This window comes from Pseudomonas poae (genome assembly GCA_028869255.1).
GTDB classification, from domain to species: domain Bacteria; phylum Pseudomonadota; class Gammaproteobacteria; order Pseudomonadales; family Pseudomonadaceae; genus Aquipseudomonas; species Aquipseudomonas poae_C.
On the sequence record CP110972.1, the window covers coordinates 4,153,074 to 4,174,919 of the forward strand.

Annotated in this window: 24 protein-coding genes and 1 tRNA gene; 10 read left to right on the forward strand and 15 right to left on the reverse strand. The window is 60.1% G+C overall.

Translation table 11 applies throughout. The annotated features are described in order from the left end of the window. Window positions 1-29 precede the first annotated feature (29 nt). Together LRS56_18765 and LRS56_18770 are read left to right on the forward strand one after the other, a co-directional pair. Window positions 30-269 (forward strand): type II toxin-antitoxin system RelB/DinJ family antitoxin, encoded by a 240-nt coding sequence (locus tag LRS56_18765; GenBank protein WDU60891.1) that lies wholly within the window; start codon window positions 30-32, stop codon window positions 267-269. Then, a complete protein-coding gene (locus tag LRS56_18770; protein ID WDU60892.1) occupies window positions 259-558 on the forward strand; it encodes a type II toxin-antitoxin system RelE/ParE family toxin in 300 nt (99 codons plus the stop codon). Before LRS56_18765 ends, LRS56_18770 begins: the two co-directional genes overlap by 11 nt. A 58-nt stretch (window positions 559-616) precedes the next feature. Here the strand turns inward: LRS56_18770 and LRS56_18775 are convergent. The 5 genes from LRS56_18775 to dapA form a co-directional block, all read right to left on the reverse strand. Then, window positions 617-706, reverse strand: a tRNA-Ser gene (locus tag LRS56_18775). 84 nt (window positions 707-790) lie between these two features. After that, window positions 791-1,504, reverse strand: a complete 714-nt coding sequence (locus LRS56_18780; protein WDU60893.1) for a phosphoribosylaminoimidazolesuccinocarboxamide synthase — start codon at window positions 1,502-1,504, stop codon at window positions 791-793. Window positions 1,505-1,531: 27 nt separating this feature from the next. After that, window positions 1,532-2,290, reverse strand: a complete 759-nt coding sequence (locus LRS56_18785) for an MBL fold metallo-hydrolase (protein WDU60894.1) — start codon at window positions 2,288-2,290, stop codon at window positions 1,532-1,534. 4 nt (window positions 2,291-2,294) lie between these two features. Beyond that, the gene (gene bamC / locus LRS56_18790; GenBank protein ID WDU60895.1) at window positions 2,295-3,410 is read right to left on the reverse strand and encodes an outer membrane protein assembly factor BamC; all 1,116 of its coding nucleotides are present in this window, start codon (window positions 3,408-3,410) and stop codon (window positions 2,295-2,297) included. Window positions 3,411-3,427: 17 nt separating this feature from the next. Beyond that, a complete protein-coding gene (gene dapA, locus LRS56_18795) occupies window positions 3,428-4,306 on the reverse strand; it encodes a 4-hydroxy-tetrahydrodipicolinate synthase (protein ID WDU60896.1) in 879 nt (292 codons plus the stop codon). A gap of 273 nt (window positions 4,307-4,579) precedes the next feature. On the opposite strand from dapA, the gene LRS56_18800 reads away from it, so the two are divergent. Together LRS56_18800 and LRS56_18805 are read left to right on the forward strand one after the other, a co-directional pair. Beyond that, window positions 4,580-5,140, forward strand: coding sequence for a glycine cleavage system protein R (locus LRS56_18800; GenBank protein ID WDU60897.1), 561 nt, complete (start codon window positions 4,580-4,582; stop codon window positions 5,138-5,140). Window positions 5,141-5,150: 10 nt separating this feature from the next. After that, window positions 5,151-5,624, forward strand: a complete 474-nt coding sequence (locus tag LRS56_18805; GenBank protein ID WDU60898.1) for a peroxiredoxin — start codon at window positions 5,151-5,153, stop codon at window positions 5,622-5,624. 103 nt (window positions 5,625-5,727) lie between these two features. Here LRS56_18805 and LRS56_18810 read toward each other — a convergent pair whose 3' ends face one another. Further along, the gene (locus LRS56_18810) at window positions 5,728-6,798 is read right to left on the reverse strand and encodes an AI-2E family transporter (GenBank protein ID WDU60899.1); all 1,071 of its coding nucleotides are present in this window, start codon (window positions 6,796-6,798) and stop codon (window positions 5,728-5,730) included. Window positions 6,799-6,829: 31 nt separating this feature from the next. After that, complete coding sequence (locus LRS56_18815; protein WDU60900.1) at window positions 6,830-7,069, reverse strand: sulfurtransferase TusA family protein; 240 nt, start codon at window positions 7,067-7,069, stop codon at window positions 6,830-6,832. 95 nt (window positions 7,070-7,164) lie between these two features. Here LRS56_18815 and LRS56_18820 point away from each other — a divergent pair, with 95 nt between their 5' ends. Beyond that, window positions 7,165-8,598 carry a M48 family metalloprotease gene (locus LRS56_18820; GenBank protein ID WDU60901.1) on the forward strand — a complete coding sequence of 478 codons (1,434 nt, stop codon included), beginning with the start codon at window positions 7,165-7,167 and terminating at the stop codon, window positions 8,596-8,598. A 74-nt stretch (window positions 8,599-8,672) separates the two neighbouring features. On the opposite strand, the gene LRS56_18825 is transcribed toward LRS56_18820, so the two are convergent. The 4 genes from LRS56_18825 to rpoE form a co-directional block, all read right to left on the reverse strand. Beyond that, complete coding sequence (locus LRS56_18825; protein ID WDU60902.1) at window positions 8,673-10,112, reverse strand: DegQ family serine endoprotease; 1,440 nt, start codon at window positions 10,110-10,112, stop codon at window positions 8,673-8,675. Window positions 10,113-10,346: 234 nt separating this feature from the next. Next, the gene (locus tag LRS56_18830) at window positions 10,347-11,309 is read right to left on the reverse strand and encodes a MucB/RseB C-terminal domain-containing protein (GenBank protein WDU60903.1); all 963 of its coding nucleotides are present in this window, start codon (window positions 11,307-11,309) and stop codon (window positions 10,347-10,349) included. Between the two features lie 16 nt (window positions 11,310-11,325). After that, complete coding sequence (locus LRS56_18835) at window positions 11,326-11,913, reverse strand: RseA family anti-sigma factor (GenBank protein ID WDU60904.1); 588 nt, start codon at window positions 11,911-11,913, stop codon at window positions 11,326-11,328. A 32-nt stretch (window positions 11,914-11,945) separates the two neighbouring features. Further along, window positions 11,946-12,527: an RNA polymerase sigma factor RpoE gene (gene rpoE, locus LRS56_18840; protein WDU60905.1), complete on the reverse strand. Its 582-nt coding sequence runs from the start codon at window positions 12,525-12,527 to the stop codon at window positions 11,946-11,948. A 462-nt stretch (window positions 12,528-12,989) separates the two neighbouring features. Between rpoE and nadB the strand changes: the two genes are divergently transcribed. Next, entirely contained in the window at window positions 12,990-14,606 is a 1,617-nt protein-coding gene (gene nadB / locus LRS56_18845; GenBank protein ID WDU60906.1) for an L-aspartate oxidase, read from the forward strand. Here nadB and LRS56_18850 read toward each other — a convergent pair. Then, complete coding sequence (locus LRS56_18850) at window positions 14,575-15,021, reverse strand: hypothetical protein (GenBank protein ID WDU60907.1); 447 nt, start codon at window positions 15,019-15,021, stop codon at window positions 14,575-14,577. The two genes, nadB and LRS56_18850, sit on opposite strands and share 32 nt — an antisense overlap. Next, complete coding sequence (locus LRS56_18855; GenBank protein WDU60908.1) at window positions 15,005-15,259, reverse strand: succinate dehydrogenase assembly factor 2; 255 nt, start codon at window positions 15,257-15,259, stop codon at window positions 15,005-15,007. Before LRS56_18855 ends, LRS56_18850 begins: the two co-directional genes overlap by 17 nt. Before the next feature lie 140 nt (window positions 15,260-15,399). Here LRS56_18855 and LRS56_18860 point away from each other — a divergent pair, with 140 nt between their 5' ends. Beyond that, complete coding sequence (locus LRS56_18860; GenBank protein ID WDU60909.1) at window positions 15,400-16,341, forward strand: folate-binding protein YgfZ; 942 nt, start codon at window positions 15,400-15,402, stop codon at window positions 16,339-16,341. Between the two features lie 36 nt (window positions 16,342-16,377). Beyond that, complete coding sequence (locus LRS56_18865) at window positions 16,378-17,199, forward strand: HDOD domain-containing protein (protein WDU60910.1); 822 nt, start codon at window positions 16,378-16,380, stop codon at window positions 17,197-17,199. Here LRS56_18865 and LRS56_18870 read toward each other — a convergent pair whose 3' ends face one another. Beyond that, on the reverse strand, window positions 17,200-18,585 hold the full coding sequence (locus tag LRS56_18870) for a sensor histidine kinase N-terminal domain-containing protein (GenBank protein ID WDU60911.1): 1,386 nt from the start codon (window positions 18,583-18,585) through the stop codon (window positions 17,200-17,202). Then, window positions 18,578-19,249, reverse strand: coding sequence for a response regulator (locus tag LRS56_18875; GenBank protein ID WDU60912.1), 672 nt, complete (start codon window positions 19,247-19,249; stop codon window positions 18,578-18,580). The genes LRS56_18870 and LRS56_18875 overlap by 8 nt, the downstream gene beginning before the upstream one ends. 234 nt (window positions 19,250-19,483) lie before the next feature. Between LRS56_18875 and LRS56_18880 the strand changes: the two genes are divergently transcribed. Continuing rightward, on the forward strand, window positions 19,484-20,776 hold the full coding sequence (locus LRS56_18880; protein ID WDU60913.1) for an OprD family porin: 1,293 nt from the start codon (window positions 19,484-19,486) through the stop codon (window positions 20,774-20,776). A 27-nt stretch (window positions 20,777-20,803) separates the two neighbouring features. Next, window positions 20,804-21,793 carry a tripartite tricarboxylate transporter substrate binding protein gene (locus LRS56_18885; GenBank protein ID WDU65777.1) on the forward strand — a complete coding sequence of 330 codons (990 nt, stop codon included), beginning with the start codon at window positions 20,804-20,806 and terminating at the stop codon, window positions 21,791-21,793. Window positions 21,794-21,846: the final 53 nt, after the last annotated feature.

Sequence of the window (21,846 nt, forward strand, 5' to 3'; positions counted from 1 at the left end):
ACCAATGTCATTACATGAGGATCTATCCCATGGCGTCTATAAGCATCCGTATCGATGACGACCTAAAAGCGCGCGCCTATCTCGAACTGGAAAAGCTCGGCGTTACCCCTTCCGAACTGATGCGCCAGGCCCTGCAATACGTGGCGGATCGCGGCCAACTACCGTTCAAGCCTGTGCTGATGACAGAGGAAGATGAAGCGTTGATGGCCACCGTGCGGGAACGATTGGCATCCCCTCAACGGGTCAAGGTTTCTATAGATGACCTATAGCCTTGATTTCGATGCACGTGCATTGAAGGAGTGGCAAAAGCTAGGCGACACCATTCGTCAGCAGCTCAAGAAGAAGCTAGTGGAAATTCTGAACAACCCACGTATTGAAGCTAATCGCCTGCATGACCTGCCCGGCTGCTACAAAATAAAACTACGTAGCAGCGGTTACAGGTTGGTTTACCAAGTGATCGATCAGGAAGTCACTGTGGTTGTGGTGGCCATTGATAAACGGGAACGTGAACAGGCTTACCGTAAAGCGGGCGAGCGTTTGAGCGAACAGAAGATTTGAAACACCGAAAACAAAAAAGCCCCGTAGCTTATTCAGCTACGGGGCTTTTTCTATGTAATGGCGGAGAGATAGGGATTCGAACCCTAGGTACCGGTGAAGGTACAACGGATTTCGAATCCGTCCCATTCGGCCACTCTGGCATCTCTCCAACGGCGCGCATCATAACAGCGTGAATCAGGAAAGCAAAGCGCCGAAGCGATTTTTTTTCCGTGCTATCAGATGCTTGCGTCGATTAAAGCGGTACGCCGAGACGATTGGCGACTTCTTCGTAGGCTTCGATAACATCACCGAGGCCCTGGCGGAAGCGGTCTTTGTCCATCTTCTTCTTGGTGTCCTTGTCCCACAGGCGGCAGCCGTCTGGGCTGAATTCGTCGCCCAGGACGATGGAGCCGTCGTGGAACACACCGAATTCCAGCTTGAAGTCCACCAGCAGCAGGCCGGCGTCGTCGAACAGCTTGCTCAGCACGTCGTTGACCTTGAGGGACAGCTCCTTCATGCGCGCCAGTTGCTCAGCGGTGCCCCAGCCGAACGCCACGACGTGGGATTCGTTGATGAACGGGTCGCCCTTGGCGTCGTCCTTCAGGAACAGTTCGAAGGTGTAAGGGTTGAGCTTGAGGCCCTCTTCCACGCCCAGGCGCTTGACCAGGCTGCCGGCGGCGTAGTTACGCACGACGCATTCGACCGGGATCATGTCGAGCTTCTTGACCAGGCACTCGTTGTCGCCCAGCAATTTGTCGAATTGGGTCGGAATACCGGCCTCTTCGAGCTTTTGCATGATGAAGGCGTTGAACTTGTTGTTCACCATGCCTTTGCGATCAAGTTGTTCGATGCGTTTGCCGTCGAACGCCGAGGTGTCGTTGCGAAACAGCAGGATCAGGCGGTTGGCGTCGTCGGTCTTGTACACCGACTTGGCTTTGCCGCGGTAGAGTTCTTCACGTTTTTCCATGATGGGCTCCGCTTGCTAAATGGTGGGCTAGGCGATGTGTCGCCAGTCGAGCCCTGAATCTTGATCGGCCAGTTGCAGCCAGTCCGGGTCGCACCCGAGGGTGTCGACAAAACATTGCCGGGCCAACTGCGGCAGGTTGTTCTTGCTGCTCAGGTGGGCCAGGACCAGGTGTTGCAAGTCTTGCCAGCCCAACTCATACACCAGGTACGCCGCCTGGTGATTATTCAAATGTCCAAATTGGCCGCCCACCCGCTGCTTGAGAAAGGTCGGGTAATGACCGCGAGCCAGCAGGTCTCGGCAGTGGTTGGACTCGATCATCAAGGCATCGAGGTTCCGGTAACCGTCCAGCACCTTGGCGCAATAGGAGCCCAGGTCGGTGAGTACGCCGAAACGCCGCTCACCGTCACTGAACACATACTGCGTCGGTTCCTGGGCGTCGTGCGCCACGGCAATCACATCGATGCTCAAGGCACCGATTTGCAGTTGCTCGCCACCGGCCAGGAAACCTGCGGGTTCAATGGGTTTGCGCATCCCGCGCAAGGTGCCGCGACTGAGGTACACCGGAAGATTGTAGCGCCGAGACAGCAAACCCACGCCATGCACGTGGTCGGCATGTTCGTGGGTCACCAGAATCGCGCTCAGCTGCGCGGGGTGAACCCCCAGGCGCAGCAGGCGCCGCTCGGTTTCTCTTAACGAGAAACCACAATCCACCAGCACGTACGTGTCGTCATGTGCGACCAGCGTGCCGTTCCCTTGGCTACCGCTGCCGAGAACGGCAAAACGCATCGGATCAGCCCAGGTTGTCCTGAATCACGCCCAATACTTTGCGTGCTGTTTCAGCTGGCGCAACGGTATTGATATTCTTCTCGACGGTGACTTGCACGCTTTCGCCAACCTTGCTCAAACGAACCTGATAACGCTCGGCGCGGGTCTCGATTTCTTCCTTGGTCGGCTTGCTGCCGAACAACTTGCCGAAGAAACCTGGCTCTTCATCTTTGCGCTCGGCTTTTTCAGCCACGTTGATGTAGTACAGGCCCAGGCTGCGGTTGATGTCTTCAACTCGCCAAGGGCCTTGCTCCAACGCACGACCGACGCTGGCCCAGGCACGGTCCAGGTCTTCACCCAGGTTGAGTACCACGTTGCCGCTGCCATCTTCGGTGAGGCTGACGCGGCTCGGGGTGTCGTAATCACGTGCGGCGAGCAGGGAAACCGAACCGCCCTTCTCGGAGATACGGCTCATGCTGGCCAGCATCTCGTCGACCAGTGCCGAGTCGACACCGGTGTTGACCGAGCGGTTGGTGAAATCAACGTTGGCGGTGCTGCCGGCAGGACGCTCGGCGCTGACCACGTAGACTTCACTGGTATTACGTTGCACGCCAGGCTCGATGCGCACACGCACACGGGCTTCGCTGTCAGCGGCGACACCACCGGCCTGCAGGCGCTTGGCCATGGTGGCGGACAGCTCGCTGCCCTGCTGCCATGCGGTGGTAAATTCACCGGTCTGCGGGCGCTGTTCGTCGATGCGGAAACCGTTGTCCTGGAAGAACTGCACGGCCACCGGCCAGACTTCGGCAGGTGGGCGCTGAGCCACGATCCAGCGCGAATCACCACTCTTCTGCAGGCTGTAGTCGCTGGCGTCCGCCACGGCCGAGATCGGCTGCGGACGTGGCACCACGTACTCACCTTTGGTGGTGTCGTCGGCGACGTTGCGTGGAATCGGCAGCAACGGGTCAAGGCGCTTGGCGACGTTGACGCCCGGCGGCAATTCCATCGGTTTGGTAGGTTGCGCTTCCAGGTAATCGCTGCCGCGGTCACGGAAGTAGCCTTCCGGCCCCCAGATCCAACCGCAGCCACTGGTGCTGGAGATAATCAAGGCAAGTGCGGAAAGTCCGGCCAATCGCTTCATGCGTAGTGCTTCCTCAATTAAACCAGGACGCCGGACTGGCGCAGGGCCTGTCGCAGCGGTTCGTGACAGGCTTCGCTGAGGCGGGTGAGCGGCAGACGGATACCGTCCGGCATCAGGCCCATCTCAAACAGCGCCCATTTCACGGGGATAGGGTTGGATTCGATAAACAGTGTCTTGTTGAGCGGCATCAGCTTCTCGTGGATCGCACGGGCAGTCACGGCGTCGCCGGCGATGGCGGCGGCGCACATGTCGCTCATGGCACGCGGAGCCACGTTGGCGGTCACCGAGATATTGCCCTTGCCGCCCAGCAGGATCAGCTCGACAGCCGTGGCGTCGTCACCGGAATACAGCAGGAAGTCACTGCTCACACCGGCCAGGATGTCCTTGGCGCGCTGCAGGTCGCCGGTGGCTTCCTTGATGCCGATGATGTTCGGCACGGTGGACAGGCGGATCACGGTCTCGGCCTTCATGTCGCAGGCAGTGCGGCCCGGGACGTTATAGAGGATCTGCGGGATATCCACGGCTTCGGCAATGGTGCGGAAATGCTGGTACAGGCCTTCCTGGGTCGGCTTGTTGTAGTACGGGGTCACCAGCAGGCAAGCATCGGCGCCGGCCTTCTTGGCGTTTTTGGTCAGCTCGATCGCTTCACGCGTCGAGTTGGCGCCCGTACCGGCGATCACGGCAATGCGACCCGCGACACGCTTGACCACGAATTCGATCACCTGGATGTGTTCTTCCACATCGAGGGTGGCCGATTCACCGGTGGTGCCGACCGCCACGATGGCGTTGGTGCCTTCTTGCAGGTGGAAGTCCACCAGTTTGCCAAGGCTGTCCCAGTCGAGATGACCTTGTGCATCCATGGGTGTGACCAGTGCCACCATACTGCCCGCAATCATGCAACCGCTCCTGCCGGAAAAAGAGAGCCGTAATGGTACTGGCGCCAAGATGCTTGTACAAGCGAAGTACCGCCTGACGATGCGTTCTGGGCCAACTAAACGACGGGCAATGCCATCATTGGGCCAAAGCACGGGTTGCAACAGGGTGAAATCAAGCCGTTCACGTAATGAAAACGCCACCTCCTATCCCTTGGCGGCGCTTTTCGCTACCCTTCATCCTTTGATCGATACAGCCCTCACCGTATCGACCGCTCATCGTTTTAGGAAGGCTGCATGTCCACCCCCACAGTTCGCGAACAATTCCTTGTTATCAGTGCCCTCGGCGCCAACCCCATGGAGCTGACCAACGTCCTGTGCCGCGCCAGCCATGAAAACCGCTGCGCCGTCGTGACTTCCCGCCTGACCCGTCATGGCGAGTGCAGCGCGCTGGTGCTGCAGATTTCCGGCACCTGGGACGCCCTGGCGCGCCTGGAAACCGGCCTGCCGGGCCTGGCCAAGAAGCATGACTTCACGGTCAACGTGGTGCGCAGCGCCGCCCTGGAAAACCGCCCACAGGCCCTGCCCTATGTGGCGTATGTCAGCTCGGCCTATCGCTCGGACATCGTCAATGAGCTGTGCCAGTTCTTTATCGACCATAACGTCGAACTGGAGAACCTGACCTGCGACACCTACCAGGCCCCGCAAACCGGCGGCACCATGCTCAACGCCACGTTTACCGTGACCTTGCCGGCCGGCGTGCAGATCAGTTGGCTGCGTGACCAGTTCCTGGACTTTGCCGATGCCTTGAACCTCGACGCATTGATCGAACCTTGGCGCCCACAGAACCCAATGTAAGGAAGTTTTCATGGCTGTAGTCATCGACACACCGGTAGCCGACTTCGAAGCCCAGGCCACCAGCGGGCAAACCTTCAGCCTCGCTGGGCTCAAAGGCAAGCAAGTGGTGATTTACTTCTATCCGAAGGACAGCACCCCGGGCTGCACCACCGAAGGCCAGGGCTTTCGCGACCAGTACGCGGCATTCAAGGCCGCCAATACCGAAGTATTCGGCGTGTCGCGCGATAGCGTGAAGTCCCACGAGAACTTCAAGGGCAAGCAGCAATTCCCCTTCGAACTGATCAGTGACAAGGACGAGGCGGTCTGCCAGCTGTTTGATGTGATCAAGCTGAAGAAGCTGTACGGCAAGGAATACCTGGGCGTGGATCGCAGCACCTTCCTGATCGATAGCCAGGGTGTGCTGCGTCAGGAATGGCGCGGCGTGAAAGTGCCGGGGCATGTGGACGCTGTTCTAGCGGCGGCGCAGGCGTTGAACAAGGCTTGAAGTCTGCGGCGACCGTTTGATCGCCATCGCCGGCAAGCCAGCCCCTACATTTGTGTCGCATTTGCCTGTAGGAGCCGGCTTGCCGGGGATGGCGCCGCCACGCTCAAAGCAATGGCGCCACTACCGGCTCTTGCCGTGGCCACGCATCCAGCACCGCCTTGAACAGCGTCGCCAGGGGGATCGCAAAGAACACGCCCCAGAATCCCCACAGCCCACCAAACAACAGCACCGCGCAGATGATCGCCACCGGGTGCAGGTTGACCGCCTCCGAAAACAGCAACGGCACCAACACATTGCCATCCAGGGTCTGGATAATCCCGTACACCGCCATCAAGTAGATGAACTGGTCGCTCCAGCCCCACTGAAACAGCGCGATCAGCATCACCGGCACCGTTACCACCACGGCGCCGACATACGGCACCACCACCGAAATGCCCACCAGCAATGCCAGCAATGCCGCGTAGTTCAGGTCCAGAGCTATAAAGGCGATGTAGGTAACACCCCCGCAGATAATGATCTCGATGACCTTGCCACGGATGTAGTTGGCGATCTGTCGGTTCATCTCTTCGGCCACCCGCGTAATCAGCGCCCGTTCGCGTGGCAGGTAGCCACGCACCCAACGGCCGATCATGGCGCGGTCCTTAAGGAAGAAAAACACCAGAATCGGTACCAGCACCAGGTAGATCATGATGTTGACCAGCAGCGGCAGGCTGGACAGGGAAAACGTCAGCGCCCATTGCCCGAATTTTCCGATCTCGCCGCGTGCCGCTTCGATGGCTTGCAACACTTGCTCATCCGAGACCAGGTGCGGGTAGCGCTCCGGCAACAACAGCAATAGCGACTGCCATTTGGCGAGCATGCCCGGCAACTCGTTGAACAGGGTGATCAATTGATGCCACAACAAGGGCAGGACCACCACGATAAACACTACCAATACGCCCATGAACAAGGCGAACACCAAGCCCACCGCCAGCCCGCCCGGCAAGCGCAAACGCTCCAGGGTAGTGACCAGGCCTTGCATCAGGTAAGCCAGCACCATCCCCGCCAATACCGGCGCCAACATACCGCCCAAGGTGAGCACGGCCGTAAAGGCCAGAAACAGCAGGACCGCCAGCACCACGGCTTCTTCATCGGAGAAGTAACGCTGGATCCAGTCTCGTAACACTTTGAACATCAATCAACCTCGGGTGGTGGGGGCGAACGGTTCAGGCCTTGCGCAACCAGTAACGGTACACACCGGCGGCGTCTTCTTCATGCAACAGGGTATGCCCCGCCAACTTGGCAAACGTGCGAAAGTCACGCTGGGAGCCCGCGTCAGTGGCGATCACCTTGAGCACTGCGCCACTGGCCAATCGATTGAGTTCCAGCTTGGCCTTGAGCAAGGGCAACGGGCAATTGAGGCCGCTGGCATCGAGTTCGGCATCAAAGGCTACAGCGTCGGTCATGGTTTTACTCCAGGCACGCGTTCGGGTTGCTTAGAATATCTGGTCCGAAGCTCAGTGTCCGGCTACAGTAAGCTCTTTGTCGAAAGGCTCTGTGCATGACTTTTTTGCGCCCTACCCTGCTGACGCTGGCTTGCCTGCTGGCCTCCCCAGGCTTCGCTGACGACCTGCCGTCACTTGGCGACGCCAGTTCTGCCATTGTCTCGCCACAACAGGAATACCAGCTGGGCCGTGCATGGCTGGCCTACCTGCGCGGCCAGGTCTCGCAGCTCAACGACCCACAGCTCAAGGATTATGTCGAAACCAGCGTGTACAAGCTGGTAGAGACCAGCCAAGTCAATGACCGGCGCCTGGAATTCATCCTGATTAACAGCCCGCAACTGAACGCTTTCGCCGCGCCCGGCGGCATCGTAGGGGTGAACGGCGGCCTCTTCCTCAATGCCCAGACTGAAGGCGAATACGCCTCGGTACTCGCGCACGAATTGGCGCACTTGTCTCAACGCCACTTCGCCCGTGGCGTTGAAGCGCAACAGCGCATGCAGATCCCGATGATGGCCGCACTGCTTGGCGGCATTATTGCCGCCGCTGCCGGCGCAGGTGATGCCGGTATTGCCGCGATTGCCGGCACCCAGGCTGCGGCGATCCAGGAACAACGGCGTTTCTCGCGCCAGAATGAACAAGAGGCGGACCGCATCGGCATCCTCAATCTGGAAAAAGCCGGCTACGATCCGCGCTCCATGCCAACGATGTTCGAACGCCTGATGCGCCAGTACCGCTTCGACGCCAAGCCGCCGGAATTCCTGCTGACGCACCCGGTTACCGAATCGCGGATCGCCGACACCCGCAACCGCGCCGAGCAAGCCAAGCCCGGTGGCAAGGAAGACAGCCTGCGCTATCAACTGATTCGCGCTCGGGTGCAGCTGCAGTACGAAGACACACCTGGGCTCGCCGCCAAGCGTTTCCGGGCACAGCTGGACGAGAACCCGAAAAACGATGTGGCGCGCTACGGCTTGGCCATTGCCCAGATCAAAGGCTCCCAGTTTAAAGAGGCGCGGGAAAACCTGGCACCGCTGCTGGCCAAGGCGCCCAACGACATCACTTACAACCTCGCACTGATCCAGCTGGACATCGACAACAACAAGCTGCCGGATGCGCAACAGCGTACCGATCGAATGTTGAACCAGTATCCAGGCAACTACCCATTGAACCAGGTGAGAGTGGATCTGCTGCTTAAGCAGAACCGTACCGCCGACGCGGAAAAAGCCCTGGATGGCTTGCTAAAGTCGCGCCCGGACGATCCGGACGTCTGGTATCAGGTCGCCGAGACACGCGGCCTGTCGGGCAACATCATTGGCCTGCATCAAGCGCGTGCCGAATATTTCGCATTGGTGGGCGACTTCCAGCAGGCCATCCAGCAACTGGATTTTGCCAAACGTCGCGCCGGCAGTAATTTCCCGCTGTCGTCACGTATCGACGCACGTCAGCGTGAGTTGATCGAGCAGGAACGTTTGGTGAAAGGGATGATGAGCTAAACCCATCATCCACAAAAAGCCCCGCTTTCGTTAAACGAAAGCGGGGCTTTTTATTGGGCTATTGGGCCGGCGAGTTACTCAGCCAGCTTGAAGGTAATGAAGCTGGCACGCCCTTGGCGCAATACGCGCATCGACACCGAACGATTCTTCGGCAACGCCTTGGCGATGTCAGTGAATTGCTTGGTGCTGTCAATCGCCTGATTATTCAGATGAGTGATCACGTCGCCTGGCTGCAGGCCGATCAGGGCGGCAGGGCCATCCTGCACTTCCTTGATCACTACGCCGCTCTTGAGGTCGAAGGTCTTCTTCTGCTCATCAGTCAGCTCGGCGACAGCAATGCCCAGACGGTTACTGCTGCGTTCGGCGCCCGGTTTGGTGTTACCCAAGGCATCCAGGGTCGCGCCCTCTTCAGGGATAGCGCCTACGGTCAGCTCAACGTTCTGGCGCTTGCCTTCACGGATCACTTCCAGTTTGGCCTTGCTGCCCGCCTTGAGCGCGCCCACCAGGTGTGGCAGGTCGGCCGACATGATGATCGGCTGGCCATTCATGCTCAGGATCACGTCGCCCACCTGCAGGCCGCCTTTGGCAGCCGGGCCGTCGTCCTGGATCTGCGCGACCAGGGCACCGGCCGGTTTATCGAGGCCGAAGGATTCAGCCAGGTCCTTGTTCACTTCCTGGATCACCACGCCCAACCAGCCGCGGCTGACCTTGCCACCGGTTTTCAGCTGATTGGAAACATCCATCGCCACGTCGATCGGGATGGCGAACGACACGCCCATGAAACCACCGGAACGGGTGTAGATCTGTGAGTTGATCCCCACCACTTCGCCCGCCAGGTTGAACAGCGGACCACCGGAGTTACCCGGGTTGATCGGCACGTCAGTCTGGATGAACGGCACGTAGTTTTCGTTGGGCAGGCTGCGACCAATGGCGCTGACGATGCCTTGGGTCACGGTATGGTCAAACCCGAACGGCGAACCGATGGCGACTACCCACTGCCCAGCCTTCAGGTCCTGGGATTTACCCAGCTTCAGCACTGGCAGGTCCTTGCCTTCGATCTTCAGCAAGGCGACGTCGGAACGTGGATCGGTGCCGACCAATTTGGCTTTGAGCTCACTGCGATCGGCCAGGCGCACGAGAATCTCGTCGGCGTCGGCAATCACATGGTTGTTGGTCAGGATGTAGCCATCCGGCGAGATGATGAAGCCCGACCCCAGGGACTGCGCTTCACGCTGGCCACTCCCGCCGCCACGCGGGGTGCGTGGTTGTGGCATACCGCGCTCGAAGAACTCGCGCAGCATCGGCGGCAGGCCTTCCAGGTCCGGCATCTGCTGGTTGGAGACCTTACGATCCGGCAGCTTCTGCGTGGTACTGATGTTCACCACGGCCGGCGAGGCCTGCTCAACCAATTGGGTGAAGTCAGGCAACTCGACTGCTTGCGCAGGGACGGCCTGACCCAGCACCAATACCGTGGCGACTATGGATAGGTAAGACTTCAAACGTGGTATCGACATACAGCTCCCGTTACGACGAGCAGGGTTGAGCGACAGGGTTCAAGAAACGCCGAAAACTGCGACCGACATCTTTGTTCCGCGAACAAAACAAGGCCAGAGCCGACAAGCCCTGACCTATAAAAAACATGAGAGATTTTTGCAAGTGAAAATGCTGATCCAGACATTTCATGCTCTCGGCAGCCAACCTGGCATGGATACACAGTGAAAGGTCAGGATGAACATAGGATTAACGGCTCATGGCTTGGAGGTCGGCTTTTTTTCACCGCGCACCGACAGCGCAATGCGCTCGGCGGTACCGATGGGGATTTCCCCGACCACCGTCACCATCATTTCACCGTCCACCGTATTCAGGCGACGGGACACCGCAACCGTCGGGCCCAATTGCGTGCGGGTTTCCGTGACGCTCACGTCGCTGATCGGCTCCAGAAACACCGAGAAACGCGCCAACCCATCTTCATACATCAGGCTGTCTACCGTCGCTTTGGTCTGGGTGTCTTTGCGGGCGCTGCTATTGGTGAGCTGAAAGCCGGGCGGCAGCCATTCCATGTGCCAGGTCTCGGTGGAGGCCACCTGTGGCGCATTGCTGTTAACCACGGCGATAGGCGTGCATTCACCGCTGGGCTGCAAGTCACGATCAATGGGTGCGCTCGAGGTATCCAGCCGCGTGAACTGGAAACGCTCCAGCAACTGGCCCTGCTCATTAAGCAGCAGGGACTTGAGAGGCAGTGCGGTGTCACGATCCAGGTGCAGTTCAAAACCGTAGCGGTATTGGTCTCGGGGCGTGATCGACACAATCACCGCATTCCGACCGGCCACGCGGGATTTTCCGATAACGGCCAGTTCGTAGAATTGATTAAGTTTTTGCGGATCAAGCGCACGCGAAGGCGCATCACGTGAGTTGCCAATGCCTGCGACAAGGGTGCCGCTGACGCATTGGGTACGGCCATCCAGCCGTACGACTTCCTGGGCAGAACCATCGAGCTGCAAGAGCCGCTCACGGACCTGACCATTCTGGACACGATGCCAGATGTCATGGGTAGAAAAACTGCCGTTACGCTCGTAGACGAACGTACCTTGAAAGCTTTGCTGTTGCTCTGCACGCCCAAGTCGAGTCAGCCAGTCTTGGGCTTCATCGGCATGGGCGGGGAGTGCAAACCAACTACTGAGCAAAAGCGTAAGGAGCGGTATGGCGCGCATAGGGCTCCTTAGCGGTTCAGCGGTTTTCCAGGCTTGCTGCGCGAGCGTATGGCAGAGCGCTTTCAGTGCCTTTCAAGGCCGATTCCTGTGCGTGTTGGCGCAGGTAGCCTGGAAGACGCTGGTCCTGCCAGCCGGATTGCCCTTGCAACACACCGTTAGCCATAGGGCCGGTGGTATCAGAGCTTTCCTTGTAGCCGGCCAGTACCGCTGGGCCTTTGACTTGCGGACCGGCCATGACCGGTTGCTGAGTCTGCTGGGCCAGTTCGGCACCGGCGATTTCGTCCTGGTTGTACAGACGAACACCGGCCAATACGGCAACAGTCACCGAGGCAGCTACCGCCAGGCGACCCAGGCTACGCCAAGGACCACGAGTGGCTTTTGCCGGAACGGCTTCATCAGCCAGCGCAGCAGAAACGGCCGCAGCAATATCCAGACGAGGGATTAAAAGATCCTTGTGCATCACCGCCCGAGCGACTTGGTAACGAGACCAGGTATCACGGGTTTCGGCATCATCAAACGCATTGAGCACTCGACGAAGTTCCAGTTCATCCGCTTCGTTATCCATCACTGCGGACAGCGATTCCTGCAGGGCATCACGACTCATGGCGGTTCCTCTCTTGGCTGTCGCCGCTGTCTTTAGTTTTCCTGCAACAACGGTTGCAAGGCTTTATCGATGGCTTCCCGGGCCCGGAAAATCCGTGACCTTACAGTCCCCACCGGACACTGCATGACGCTCGCAATGTCTTCGTAACTCAGACCATCGAATTCACGTAAAGTTAACGCCGTACGTAAATCTTCTGGCAGTTGCTGAATTGTGCGATGAACGGTTCCTTCAATCTCGTCGCGCAGCAATGCACGCTCCGGCGACTCGAGATCTTTGAGGCCGTGATCACCATCGTAAAATTCCGCATCTTCTGAACTTACATCACTATCCGGTGGGCGGCGCCCGCGAGACACCAGATAGTTCTTCGCCGTGTTGATGGCGATGCGGTATAGCCACGTGTAAAACGCACTATCACCGCGGAAGTTGCCAAGTGCACGGTACGCCTTGATAAAGGCTTCCTGTGCAACGTCCTGCGCTTCATGGGTGTCGTGCACAAAACGCACGATCAACCCGAGAATTTTGTGCTGGTATTTCAGCACTAGCAGATCAAAAGCTCGCTTATCGCCGCGTTGAACGCGCTCGACCAGCTGCTGATCCTCTTCCTGGGTTAGCATGAACACTCCTCGTTGTACTTGAAGGAGGCTTGCATAACTAAACGATCAGGCTTGCAAACATAGACTCGGACTTTTCGCAAAAGTTCTCCCCCTCCAAGCAAGTTTCCGGCATGCACTGATTTGGCACACACGAAAAACGCAGCCCGGGCAAAGCCGGCTGCGCGAATAATCTTGTCGCCGGTTTTCTGACGCGTCCAATGCTCCCGACGGGCCAATAAACTCAACGTTTTCCCAGCTTTCGGGCAACCTGCTATTGAGTCGGGGCTTATGCAAAAAGTTCCCGCTTCAATAACCAGCCGATTTTACCCAAGCTGTGCACCGTAATCTCACATTGCCACGAATGCCCGACTATTGTGCCGCTCCCCCCTCTATATACTAGTGGGCTGTGTGACCCTTTGATTCGCCGACCCAGGCGTCCTGTTTGCGCCAGCCCTGTGGATCGCTTTTTGCGGAATCCTTCAAATGAGCCAACAGTTTCAACACGATGTCCTGGTGATTGGCAGCGGCGCGGCCGGCTTGAGCCTTGCACTGACCCTCCCCAGCCACCTGCGCATTGCCGTACTGAGCAAAGGCGACCTGGCCAACGGCTCGACCTTCTGGGCCCAGGGCGGTGTCGCCGCTGTACTGGACGACACCGACACGGTGCAATCGCACGTCGAAGACACCCTCAATGCCGGTGGTGGCCTGTGCAATGAGGAGGCGGTGCGCTTTACCGTGGAACACAGCCGTGAAGCGATCCAATGGCTGATCGACCAAGGCGTGCCGTTCACCCGTGACGAACACGCCGGCAGCGACGACGGCGGCTTCGAGTTCCACCTGACCCGGGAAGGTGGCCACAGCCACCGCCGCATCATCCACGCCGCCGACGCAACCGGTGCCGCGATCTTCAAGACCTTGCTCGATCAGGCCCGCCAACGCCCCAACATCGAATTGCTGGAGCAGCGCGTCGCCGTCGACTTGATCACCGAAAAACGCCTGGGCCTGGCGGGCGAACGCTGCCTGGGCGCCTACGTGCTCAACCGTGGCAGCGGCGAAGTCGACACCTACGGCGCACGCTTCACCATCCTGGCGTCGGGCGGCGCGGCCAAGGTCTACCTCTACACCAGCAACCCGGACGGTGCCTGCGGCGACGGTATCGCCATGGCCTGGCGCTCCGGCTGCCGGGTGGCCAACCTGGAATTCAACCAGTTCCACCCCACTTGCCTGTATCACCCGCAAGCCAAGAGTTTCCTGATCACCGAAGCCCTGCGCGGCGAAGGCGCACACCTGAAACTGCCGAATGGCGAACGCTTCATGCAACGCTTCGACCCACGCGCCGAACTGGCTCCGCGAGATATCGTCGCCCGCGCCATCGACCATGAAATGAAGCGCCTGGGCATCGACTGCGTCTACCTGGACATCAGCCACAAGCCTGAAGCCTTCATCAAGAGCCACTTCCCCACCGTCTACGAGCGCTGCCTGGCCTTCAATATCGACATCACCAAAGGCCCGATCCCGGTGGTACCGGCCGCGCACTACACCTGCGGCGGCGTGATGGTCGACCAGCGCGGCCGCACCGACGTCCCCGGTCTGTACGCGATTGGCGAAACCAGCTTCACCGGCCTGCACGGCGCCAACCGCATGGCCAGCAACTCGCTGCTCGAATGCTTCGTCTACGCCCGCTCGGCGGCGGCCGACATTGTTGAACAACTGCCGTGCATCCCGGTGCCGGTCGCCCTGCCCCGCTGGGACGCCAGCCAGGTCACCGACTCGGACGAAGACGTGATCATCGCCCACAACTGGGACGAGCTACGCCGTTTCATGTGGGACTACGTGGGGATCGTGCGCACCAATAAACGCCTGGCACGTGCGCAGCACCGGGTGCGCTTGCTGCTGGATGAGATCGATGAGTTCTACAGTAACTATAAAGTCAGCCGTGACCTGATCGAACTGCGCAACCTGGCCCAAGTGGCGGAGCTGATGATCCGCTCAGCCATGGAGCGCAAGGAGAGCCGGGGCCTGCATTACACCCTCGACTACCCGCAGATGCTGCCCGAGGCCCGCGACACTATTCTGGTGCCAACCACCTACGGCGGCTGAACTTCAGGCGCACCCGCAGGCGCCGGTGCAGATCGGCGGCCTGCGAATCCGCAGGCACACAGATAGAACGCACCCACCACCCGCCCTGCACCCGGTAACGCAGCACTACGATCAGGGGCAGCGCCAGGCTGTCGCGGCGTAACTGCACGCTGTGCCAACCGCGTTCGACACTGAACAACTGCCAGCCGTCTTCATCACGTCGCAGGCCACGAATCGACGAACGGTGAGTCAGCAAGACATGGCGCGGCAGCACCCAGGCGGCATGCGCCAGGCACACCAATATACCGAGGCTTGAATAAGGCAGATCAAGTAAGACCAGCGCACCCAACGCGAACAGCTGGGCAAGGAGATACGCCGCCAGCAACAGCCGTGAGGCCTGCCAGCGGCATTCGAATGTATTACTTGGGCTGGACACGATCCAGAATCATCCGGACCATGCGCTGCAGTTGCGGGTCTTCAGACTCGGCGCGCTCCATGAACCAGCCGAACATGTCCTGGTCTTCGCATTCCAGCAGCCGAACGTAAACGTTGCGGTCCACTTCATTAAGGGTTGAATAGACCTCTTTGACGAATGGCACCAGCAACACGTCCAGTTCAAGCATGCCGCGACGGCTGTGCCAGTAGAGGCGATTGAGTTCTACATCTTCGACCATGGAGCGCTCCTCAAATAGAGCGCAAGTATACAGGCCCGACGGCACCGGAACAGTCGGCTTTGGTCGACCCATACGGAAACTATCCATTTACCGGGCGCCCCTCTATGATGCACCCATGACTTTTTGACCTGCGATGACCCATGGCTGACTCTGCTTTCTTCTGCCCCCTGTCCCACGAAGGTGTTCTCGCCGTCCGCGGCTCCGACGCCGGCAAGTTCCTGCAAGGGCAACTGACCTGCAACCTCAATTACCTGAGCGACACGCAGGCCAGTCTCGGCGCGCGCTGCACGCAAAAAGGGCGCATGCAGTCGAGCTTTCGCATTGTGTTGCAAGGTGACGGCGTATTGCTGGCCATGGCCACCGAACTGCTGGAACCGCAACTGGCGGACCTGAAAAAATACGCGGTGTTCTCCAAATCCAAACTCACCGATGAAAGTGCCGCCTGGGTACGTTTCGGCCTGACGAATGCGGATCAGGCCCTCACCAGCCTGAATCTTGAGCTACCGGCCGAGACTGACAGCGTGGCGCGCACCGACGCACTGATCGCCATTCGCGTCTCCCCCGCTCGCGCCGAACTCTGGGTGCCCGCCGAACACGCCGAAGCCTTACACAACCAATTGGCTGCACAGTTGAAGCAAGCCGATCTGAATGAGTGGCTACTGGGCCAGATCCGCGCCGGTATCGGCCAGGTCATGCCCCAGACGCGTGAACTGTTCATCCCGCAGATGCTCAACCTGCAAGCCGTCGGCGGTGTCAGCTTCAAGAAGGGCTGCTACACCGGCCAGGAAATCGTTGCGCGCATGCAGTATCTGGGCAAACTCAAGCGTCGCCTGTACCGCTTGAGCCTCAATGCGCCCGAAATGCCCGAGCCAGGCACCCCGCTGTTTTCACCCAGCCACAACAGCGCCATCGGCGAAGTGGTGATTGCCGCAAAAGCTGACGAGGGGGTTGAACTTCTGGCCGTGTTGCAAGCCGAAGCAGCCGATAGTGGCGATGTGCATGTAGGCACACTCGAAGGCCCCGGTTTGCAGATGCTCGACCTGCCTTACCCGCTCGACCGTGATCGAGAGATCCAACGCTAGTCGCCGTACCTTCTTGCAACACCCTAGAGATCATGAATGAACAAGCTGGCGGAAAAAGTCCAACAGGCTTTGGTGATGGCCATCGACAACGATGACCTGGTTCTGCCGACATTGCCGGAAGTGGCCCTGAAAATTCGTCAGGCCGCAGAAGACCCGGAAATCAGCATCAGCCACTTGAGCAAAGTGATCGGTCGCGATACCGCGCTGTCGGCACGCCTGATCAAAGTGGTGAACAGCCCCCTGTTGCGCGCAACCCAGGAAGTCACCGACCTGCACACCGCCATCACCCGGCTGGGCACCAACTACAGCAGCAACCTGGCCATCGGCCTGGTGATGGAACAAATCTTCCACGCGCGCTCCGAAGTCGTCGAACTGAAAATGCGCGAAGTGTGGCGCCGCAGCCTCGAAGTGGCGGGCGTCAGCTATGCCTTGTGCCGCAGCCACAGCCAGCTCAAGCCGGACCAGGCGGCCCTCGGCGGCCTGGTGCACCAGATCGGTGTGTTGCCGATTCTGACCTACGCCGAAGACCACTACGAGCTGCTCTCAGACCCTGTCAGCCTCAACCATGTGATCGACAGCATCCACCCCTTGCTGGGCGACAAGCTGCTGGGTGGCTGGGACTTCCCGGAAATGCTGGCGAAACTGCCGGGGCAATACCTGAACCTGGAGCGCGATTCGGCCAGCCTGGACTACATCGATCTGGTGCAGATCGCCGTGCTGTATTGCCACCGCGGGACCGACCACCCGCTGGCGAGCGTGGCGGTCTCCAGCCTGCCGGCGATCAAGAAGCTTCGGGTCGACCCCTACAGCGAAAGCCTGCGCGCAGAGCTGGATGAAGCACGCTCGATGTTCTACTGATCAGCCGGCGATAAAGCTCACTCGCACCTTCAACCCCGCCTGCGCACCATCATGCAGACTGATCTGCGCCAGATGCGCCCGGCAGATTTCACCGACAATCGCCAACCCCAGGCCAGACCCCATGCCTTGCTGGCTGCGTCGGTAGAAGCGCTCAAACACCCGGTCCCGCTCATCCAGCGGGATGCCCGGGCCATCATCTTCCACTTCCAGCACCGCCGGGGCGGTCACCCGCAGGATCACGTTGCCGCCGGGCGGTGTGTGCGCCAACGCGTTGTCCACCAGATTGCTCAGCAGCTCGTTGAGCAACGTCGGTTCGCCGCGCAGCCATACCGGCTCATCGGCTTCCAGTGCCAGCGCCACGCCACGCGCATGGGCCAGCGGCGCCATGGCCATACCCAGTTCACGGGCCAACTGGCTGAGGTCGAGCAACTGAGCGCCGCCCTCGGCAATCGCCCGGGCGCCGTTTTCGATACGCGCCAGGGACAGCAATTGATTGGCCAGATGGGTCAGGCGGTCGGTGCCCTGGGCAGCAGTCTCCAGGGTGCTGCGCCAAGTGGCCGGATCTTCAGCGCGCAACCCCAGCTCCAACCGCGCCTTGAGCGCCGCCAATGGCGTGCGCAGTTCGTGGGCCGCGTCGGCAATAAACTGCGCCTGACGCTCGAACTGGCCGCGCAGGCGTTCGGTAAAGTGGTTGAGGGAGCGCACCAGCGGGCCGAACTCGTGCTGCACTTCTACCAGCGGCAAGGGCCGCAGGTCATCCGGCTGGCGCTCTTCCACGGCGGTGCGCAGGCGTTCCAGCGGGCGCAACGCCGCGCTGACGGCAAACCACACCAACAACAAGGCACCGACCGCCAGCATACCCAGGCGCAGCAAGGTGTCGGCCATCAGGCTGCGGGCCATGCTGACGCGTGCTTCATCGGTCTCCGCCACGCGGATTTCCGCCATGCCGTTCATGTTCGGTTCGGACACAGCCTTGAGCAGGCTCACCACGCGTACCGGCTGGCCCTGATAGGTCGCGTCGTAGAAGCGCGCCAACGCCGGGTAATCATCGGTACGCGGCGTACCGGGCGGCGGCCCTGGGAGGTTTTCATAGCCGGAGATCAGCTTGCGATCAATGTCATTGACCTGGTAATAAATGCGCCCGGCGCTGTCGTAAGCGAAGGTGTCCAGGGCCACGTACGGCACATTGGCGCTGAGGGTGCCGTCCACCTGGGTCAAGCCGGCGGCAATCGTGCGTGCCGAGGCCAGCAGCGTGCGGTCGTAGGCGGTATCGGCCGCCTCGCGGCCATTCCAGTAGGCGCTCATGCCGCTGGCAAGCATCAGCAAGACCAGCAACAGCGCCAGGTTCCACAGCAGGCGCCAGCGCAGGCTGCTGGGCTTATGCATCGCGGGCTTCCAGCAGGTAGCCGAGGCCGCGGAAGGTCACGATAGCGATAGGCTGGCCGTCGAGCTTCTTGCGCAGCCGATGCACGTAGATTTCGATGGCGTCCGGGCTGGCTTCTTCATCCAGGCCAAACACCTGGGACGCCAGTTGCTCCTTGCTCATCACCCGGCCTGGGCGTGCGATCAGCGCCTCAAGCACCGCCTGCTCGCGGGAGGTCAAGGTCATCAGCTCGCCGCCCACGGTGAACCGGCGAGTATCAAGGTCATACACCAGCACACCGCAAGCCTGCTGGCGCTCGCCCCCCAACACGCTGCGCCGCAGCAGGGCCTTGACCCGCGCCTCCAGCTCCGTCAGCTCAAAGGGCTTGGCCAGGTAGTCGTCGGCGCCGAGGTTAAGCCCGTGCACGCGGTCTTTCACATCACTGCGCGCCGTCAGCATCAGCACAGGCAGATTTTTCCCACGCGCCCGCAGACGCGCCAACACCTCAAAACCGTCCATGCGCGGCAGCCCCACATCGAGGATGACGACCGCGTATTCCTCGCTGCTCAACGCCAGGTCCGCAGCCACGCCGTCGTGCAGCACATCCACGGTCAAACCCGTGCTTTTGAGCGCCTGGGCGACACTTTCGGCGAGTTGCAGATGGTCTTCAACCAGCAAGACACGCATGGATTTCTACCTCGTTCAGGGGTGGTCGACGCCACGCTTTGGCGGGCAGTTTACAGGCGCCGCCTGGCCTGTGAAGCCCGAAAACATGCAAAGACAGCTGAAAGGTTAGTGAAAGCTTCGCCCTTTAGCATCCAGCCACGGTAGGTATTGCCTGCCGAGCGGCCTGAAGGTCGCGACTGAAAAACGCCCCGAAGCGTTTTCGCCAAAATAAGAACAATAACCGGAGTTCCAACGATGCTGCCGACACAGCCACAGGCTTGCCCGCCTGTTCGTTTTTCTCGCCTTGCCCAGACCGCCCTTGCCAGTGCCACTGCCCTTGCCGGCTTTTCGCCGCTTAGCCAGGCTGCCTTTTTCGAAGACAGCAGCGCCACCCTCGAAACCCGCAACATGTATTTCAACCGCGACTTTCGCGACGGCACCAGCGCGCAGCAATCCAAACGCGACGAATGGGCCCAGGGCTTCATGCTCAACCTGCAATCGGGCTACACCGACGGCACCGTCGGCTTTGGCGTGGATGCGCTGGGCATGCTCGGGGTCAAGCTCGACTCCAGCCCGGATCGCACCGGCACCGGCCTGCTGCCCACCCATGACGATGGCCGCGCCGCCAACGAGTACTCCAAGCTGGGCCTGACCGGCAAAGTCAAAATCTCCGCCACGGAGCTCAAAATCGGTGCGTTGATCCCCGAACTGCCGACCCTCAAGCCGAATGATGGACGCATTCTGCCGCAAACTTTCGAAGGTGGCCTGCTGAGCTCCAAGGAGTTCAAGAACCTAGTGTTTACCGGCGGCCGCCTGAACAAGGCCAAGGACCGCGACGACACCAACTACGAAGACATCGGCCTCAACAACCGCAACAGCCGCTTTGTCGCGGGTGCCACCGGCAAGCATTTCGACTTCGGCGGCGTGGACTACAAATTTGCCGACAAAATCACCGGCAGCTACCACTTTGCTCAACTCGATGATGTGTACCGCCAGCACTTCCTCGGCCTGGTGGCCGCACGCCCGATGGGCCCCGGTACCTTCGGCACCGACCTGCGGCTGGCCATCAGTGATGACACCGGCAGCGCCCGTGGCGGCAAAATCGACAACAAATCCCTCAACGGCCTGTTCAGCTATGCCCTCAATGGTCATAAGCTCAGCGCCGGTTACCAGCACATGTCCGGCGACAGCGCGTTTCCCTACGTGGACGGGAGCGACCCGTACCTGATCAACTTCGTACAGATCAACGACTTCGCCGGCGCCGAAGAACGCTCCTGGCAAGCGCGCTACGACTACGACTTCGCCAAGCTGGGGATTCCCGGCCTGAGTTTCATGAGCCGCTACATGTCGGGTGACAATATCAAGCTCAGGAATGGCGAGACCGGCAAGGAGTGGGAACGCAACAGCGAGATCCGCTACGTCGTGCAAAGCGGCGTGTTCAAGGATGTGGGGCTGCGCCTGCGTAACGCCACGTACCGTTCCAACTACTCGGCCCGTGATGCGGATGAAGTGCGCGTGCTGGTGAGTTACAGCCTTGCTCTTTGGTAATAGCGACTTATAACAACAAAGACGGAGATAAAAATGACCTATTCACTGCGTAAATTGGCCCTCGCCGCCGGCTGCATGCTGTTCGCCGGCCAACTGCTGGCCGCCGACGAACCCAAGCGCCCGGAATGCATCGCCCCGGCCTCGCCCGGCGGTGGTTTTGACCTGACCTGCAAACTGGCGCAAAGCGCGCTGGTCAACGAAAAGCTGCTGAGCAAGCCAATGCGCGTGACCTACATGCCAGGCGGCGTGGGCGCGGTGGCCTACAACGCGGTGGTGGCTCAACGCCCTGCGGACGCCGGCACCCTGGTGGCGTGGTCCAGCGGTTCGCTGCTGAACCTGGCCCAGGGCAAGTTCGGTCGCTTCGATGAGAGCGCCGTGCGTTGGTTGGCGGCGGTCGGTACCAGCTACGGGGCCATCGCGGTGAAAGCCGACTCGCCCTACAAAACCCTGGACGATCTGGTCAAAGCCCTGAAGAAAGATCCGGGCAGCGTGGTCATCGGTTCCGGCGGCACCGTCGGCAGCCAGGACTGGATGCAAACCGCGCTGATCGCCAAGGCCGCCGGGATCAACCCCCGCGAACTGCGTTATGTAGCCCTCGAAGGCGGCGGTGAAATCGCCACCGCCCTGCTCGGTGGCCATATCCAAGTGGGCAGTACCGACATCTCCGACTCCATGCCGCACATCCTCAGCGGTGACATGCGCCTGCTGGCGGTGTTCTCCGAGCAGCGCCTGGACGAGCCGGAAATGAAGAATATTCCGACCGCCAAAGAGCAAGGCTACGACATCGTCTGGCCAGTGGTGCGTGGCTTCTACCTCGGGCCAAAAGTCAGCGATGCCGACTACGCCTGGTGGAAAGACGCCTTCGACAAACTGCTGGCTTCCGAAGAGTTCGCCAAGCTGCGTGACCAGCGCGAACTGTTCCCGTTCGCCATGACCGGCCCGGAGCTGGACACCTACGTGAAGAAGCAGGTGGCTGACTACAAAGTGCTGGCCAAAGAGTTTGGCCTGATCCAGTAATCGCCCCTCTTCTTGCTCGGCCACGCCTTGCTTACAGCGGGCGTGGCCCAGGA

Bases quoted from the DNA above. Each gene is read 5' to 3' on its own strand.
- LRS56_18765 (WDU60891.1), top strand. From the start codon at position 30: ATGGCGTCTATAAGCATCCGTATCGATGACGACCTAAAAGCGCGCGCC.
- LRS56_18770 (WDU60892.1), top strand. From the start codon at position 259: ATGACCTATAGCCTTGATTTCGATGCACGTGCATTGAAGGAGTGGCAA.
- LRS56_18780 (WDU60893.1), bottom strand. From the start codon at position 1,504: ATGGAAAAACGTGAAGAACTCTACCGCGGCAAAGCCAAGTCGGTGTAC.
- LRS56_18785 (WDU60894.1), bottom strand. From the start codon at position 2,290: ATGCGTTTTGCCGTTCTCGGCAGCGGTAGCCAAGGGAACGGCACGCTG.
- bamC (WDU60895.1), bottom strand. From the start codon at position 3,410: ATGAAGCGATTGGCCGGACTTTCCGCACTTGCCTTGATTATCTCCAGC.
- dapA (WDU60896.1), bottom strand. From the start codon at position 4,306: ATGATTGCGGGCAGTATGGTGGCACTGGTCACACCCATGGATGCACAA.
- LRS56_18800 (WDU60897.1), top strand. From the start codon at position 4,580: ATGTCCACCCCCACAGTTCGCGAACAATTCCTTGTTATCAGTGCCCTC.
- LRS56_18805 (WDU60898.1), top strand. From the start codon at position 5,151: ATGGCTGTAGTCATCGACACACCGGTAGCCGACTTCGAAGCCCAGGCC.
- LRS56_18810 (WDU60899.1), bottom strand. From the start codon at position 6,798: ATGTTCAAAGTGTTACGAGACTGGATCCAGCGTTACTTCTCCGATGAA.
- LRS56_18815 (WDU60900.1), bottom strand. From the start codon at position 7,069: ATGACCGACGCTGTAGCCTTTGATGCCGAACTCGATGCCAGCGGCCTC.
- LRS56_18820 (WDU60901.1), top strand. From the start codon at position 7,165: ATGACTTTTTTGCGCCCTACCCTGCTGACGCTGGCTTGCCTGCTGGCC.
- LRS56_18825 (WDU60902.1), bottom strand. From the start codon at position 10,112: ATGTCGATACCACGTTTGAAGTCTTACCTATCCATAGTCGCCACGGTA.
- LRS56_18830 (WDU60903.1), bottom strand. From the start codon at position 11,309: ATGCGCGCCATACCGCTCCTTACGCTTTTGCTCAGTAGTTGGTTTGCA.
- LRS56_18835 (WDU60904.1), bottom strand. From the start codon at position 11,913: ATGAGTCGTGATGCCCTGCAGGAATCGCTGTCCGCAGTGATGGATAAC.
- rpoE (WDU60905.1), bottom strand. From the start codon at position 12,527: ATGCTAACCCAGGAAGAGGATCAGCAGCTGGTCGAGCGCGTTCAACGC.
- nadB (WDU60906.1), top strand. From the start codon at position 12,990: ATGAGCCAACAGTTTCAACACGATGTCCTGGTGATTGGCAGCGGCGCG.
- LRS56_18855 (WDU60908.1), bottom strand. From the start codon at position 15,259: ATGGTCGAAGATGTAGAACTCAATCGCCTCTACTGGCACAGCCGTCGC.
- LRS56_18860 (WDU60909.1), top strand. From the start codon at position 15,400: ATGGCTGACTCTGCTTTCTTCTGCCCCCTGTCCCACGAAGGTGTTCTC.
- LRS56_18865 (WDU60910.1), top strand. From the start codon at position 16,378: ATGAACAAGCTGGCGGAAAAAGTCCAACAGGCTTTGGTGATGGCCATC.
- LRS56_18870 (WDU60911.1), bottom strand. From the start codon at position 18,585: ATGCATAAGCCCAGCAGCCTGCGCTGGCGCCTGCTGTGGAACCTGGCG.
- LRS56_18875 (WDU60912.1), bottom strand. From the start codon at position 19,249: ATGCGTGTCTTGCTGGTTGAAGACCATCTGCAACTCGCCGAAAGTGTC.
- LRS56_18880 (WDU60913.1), top strand. From the start codon at position 19,484: ATGCTGCCGACACAGCCACAGGCTTGCCCGCCTGTTCGTTTTTCTCGC.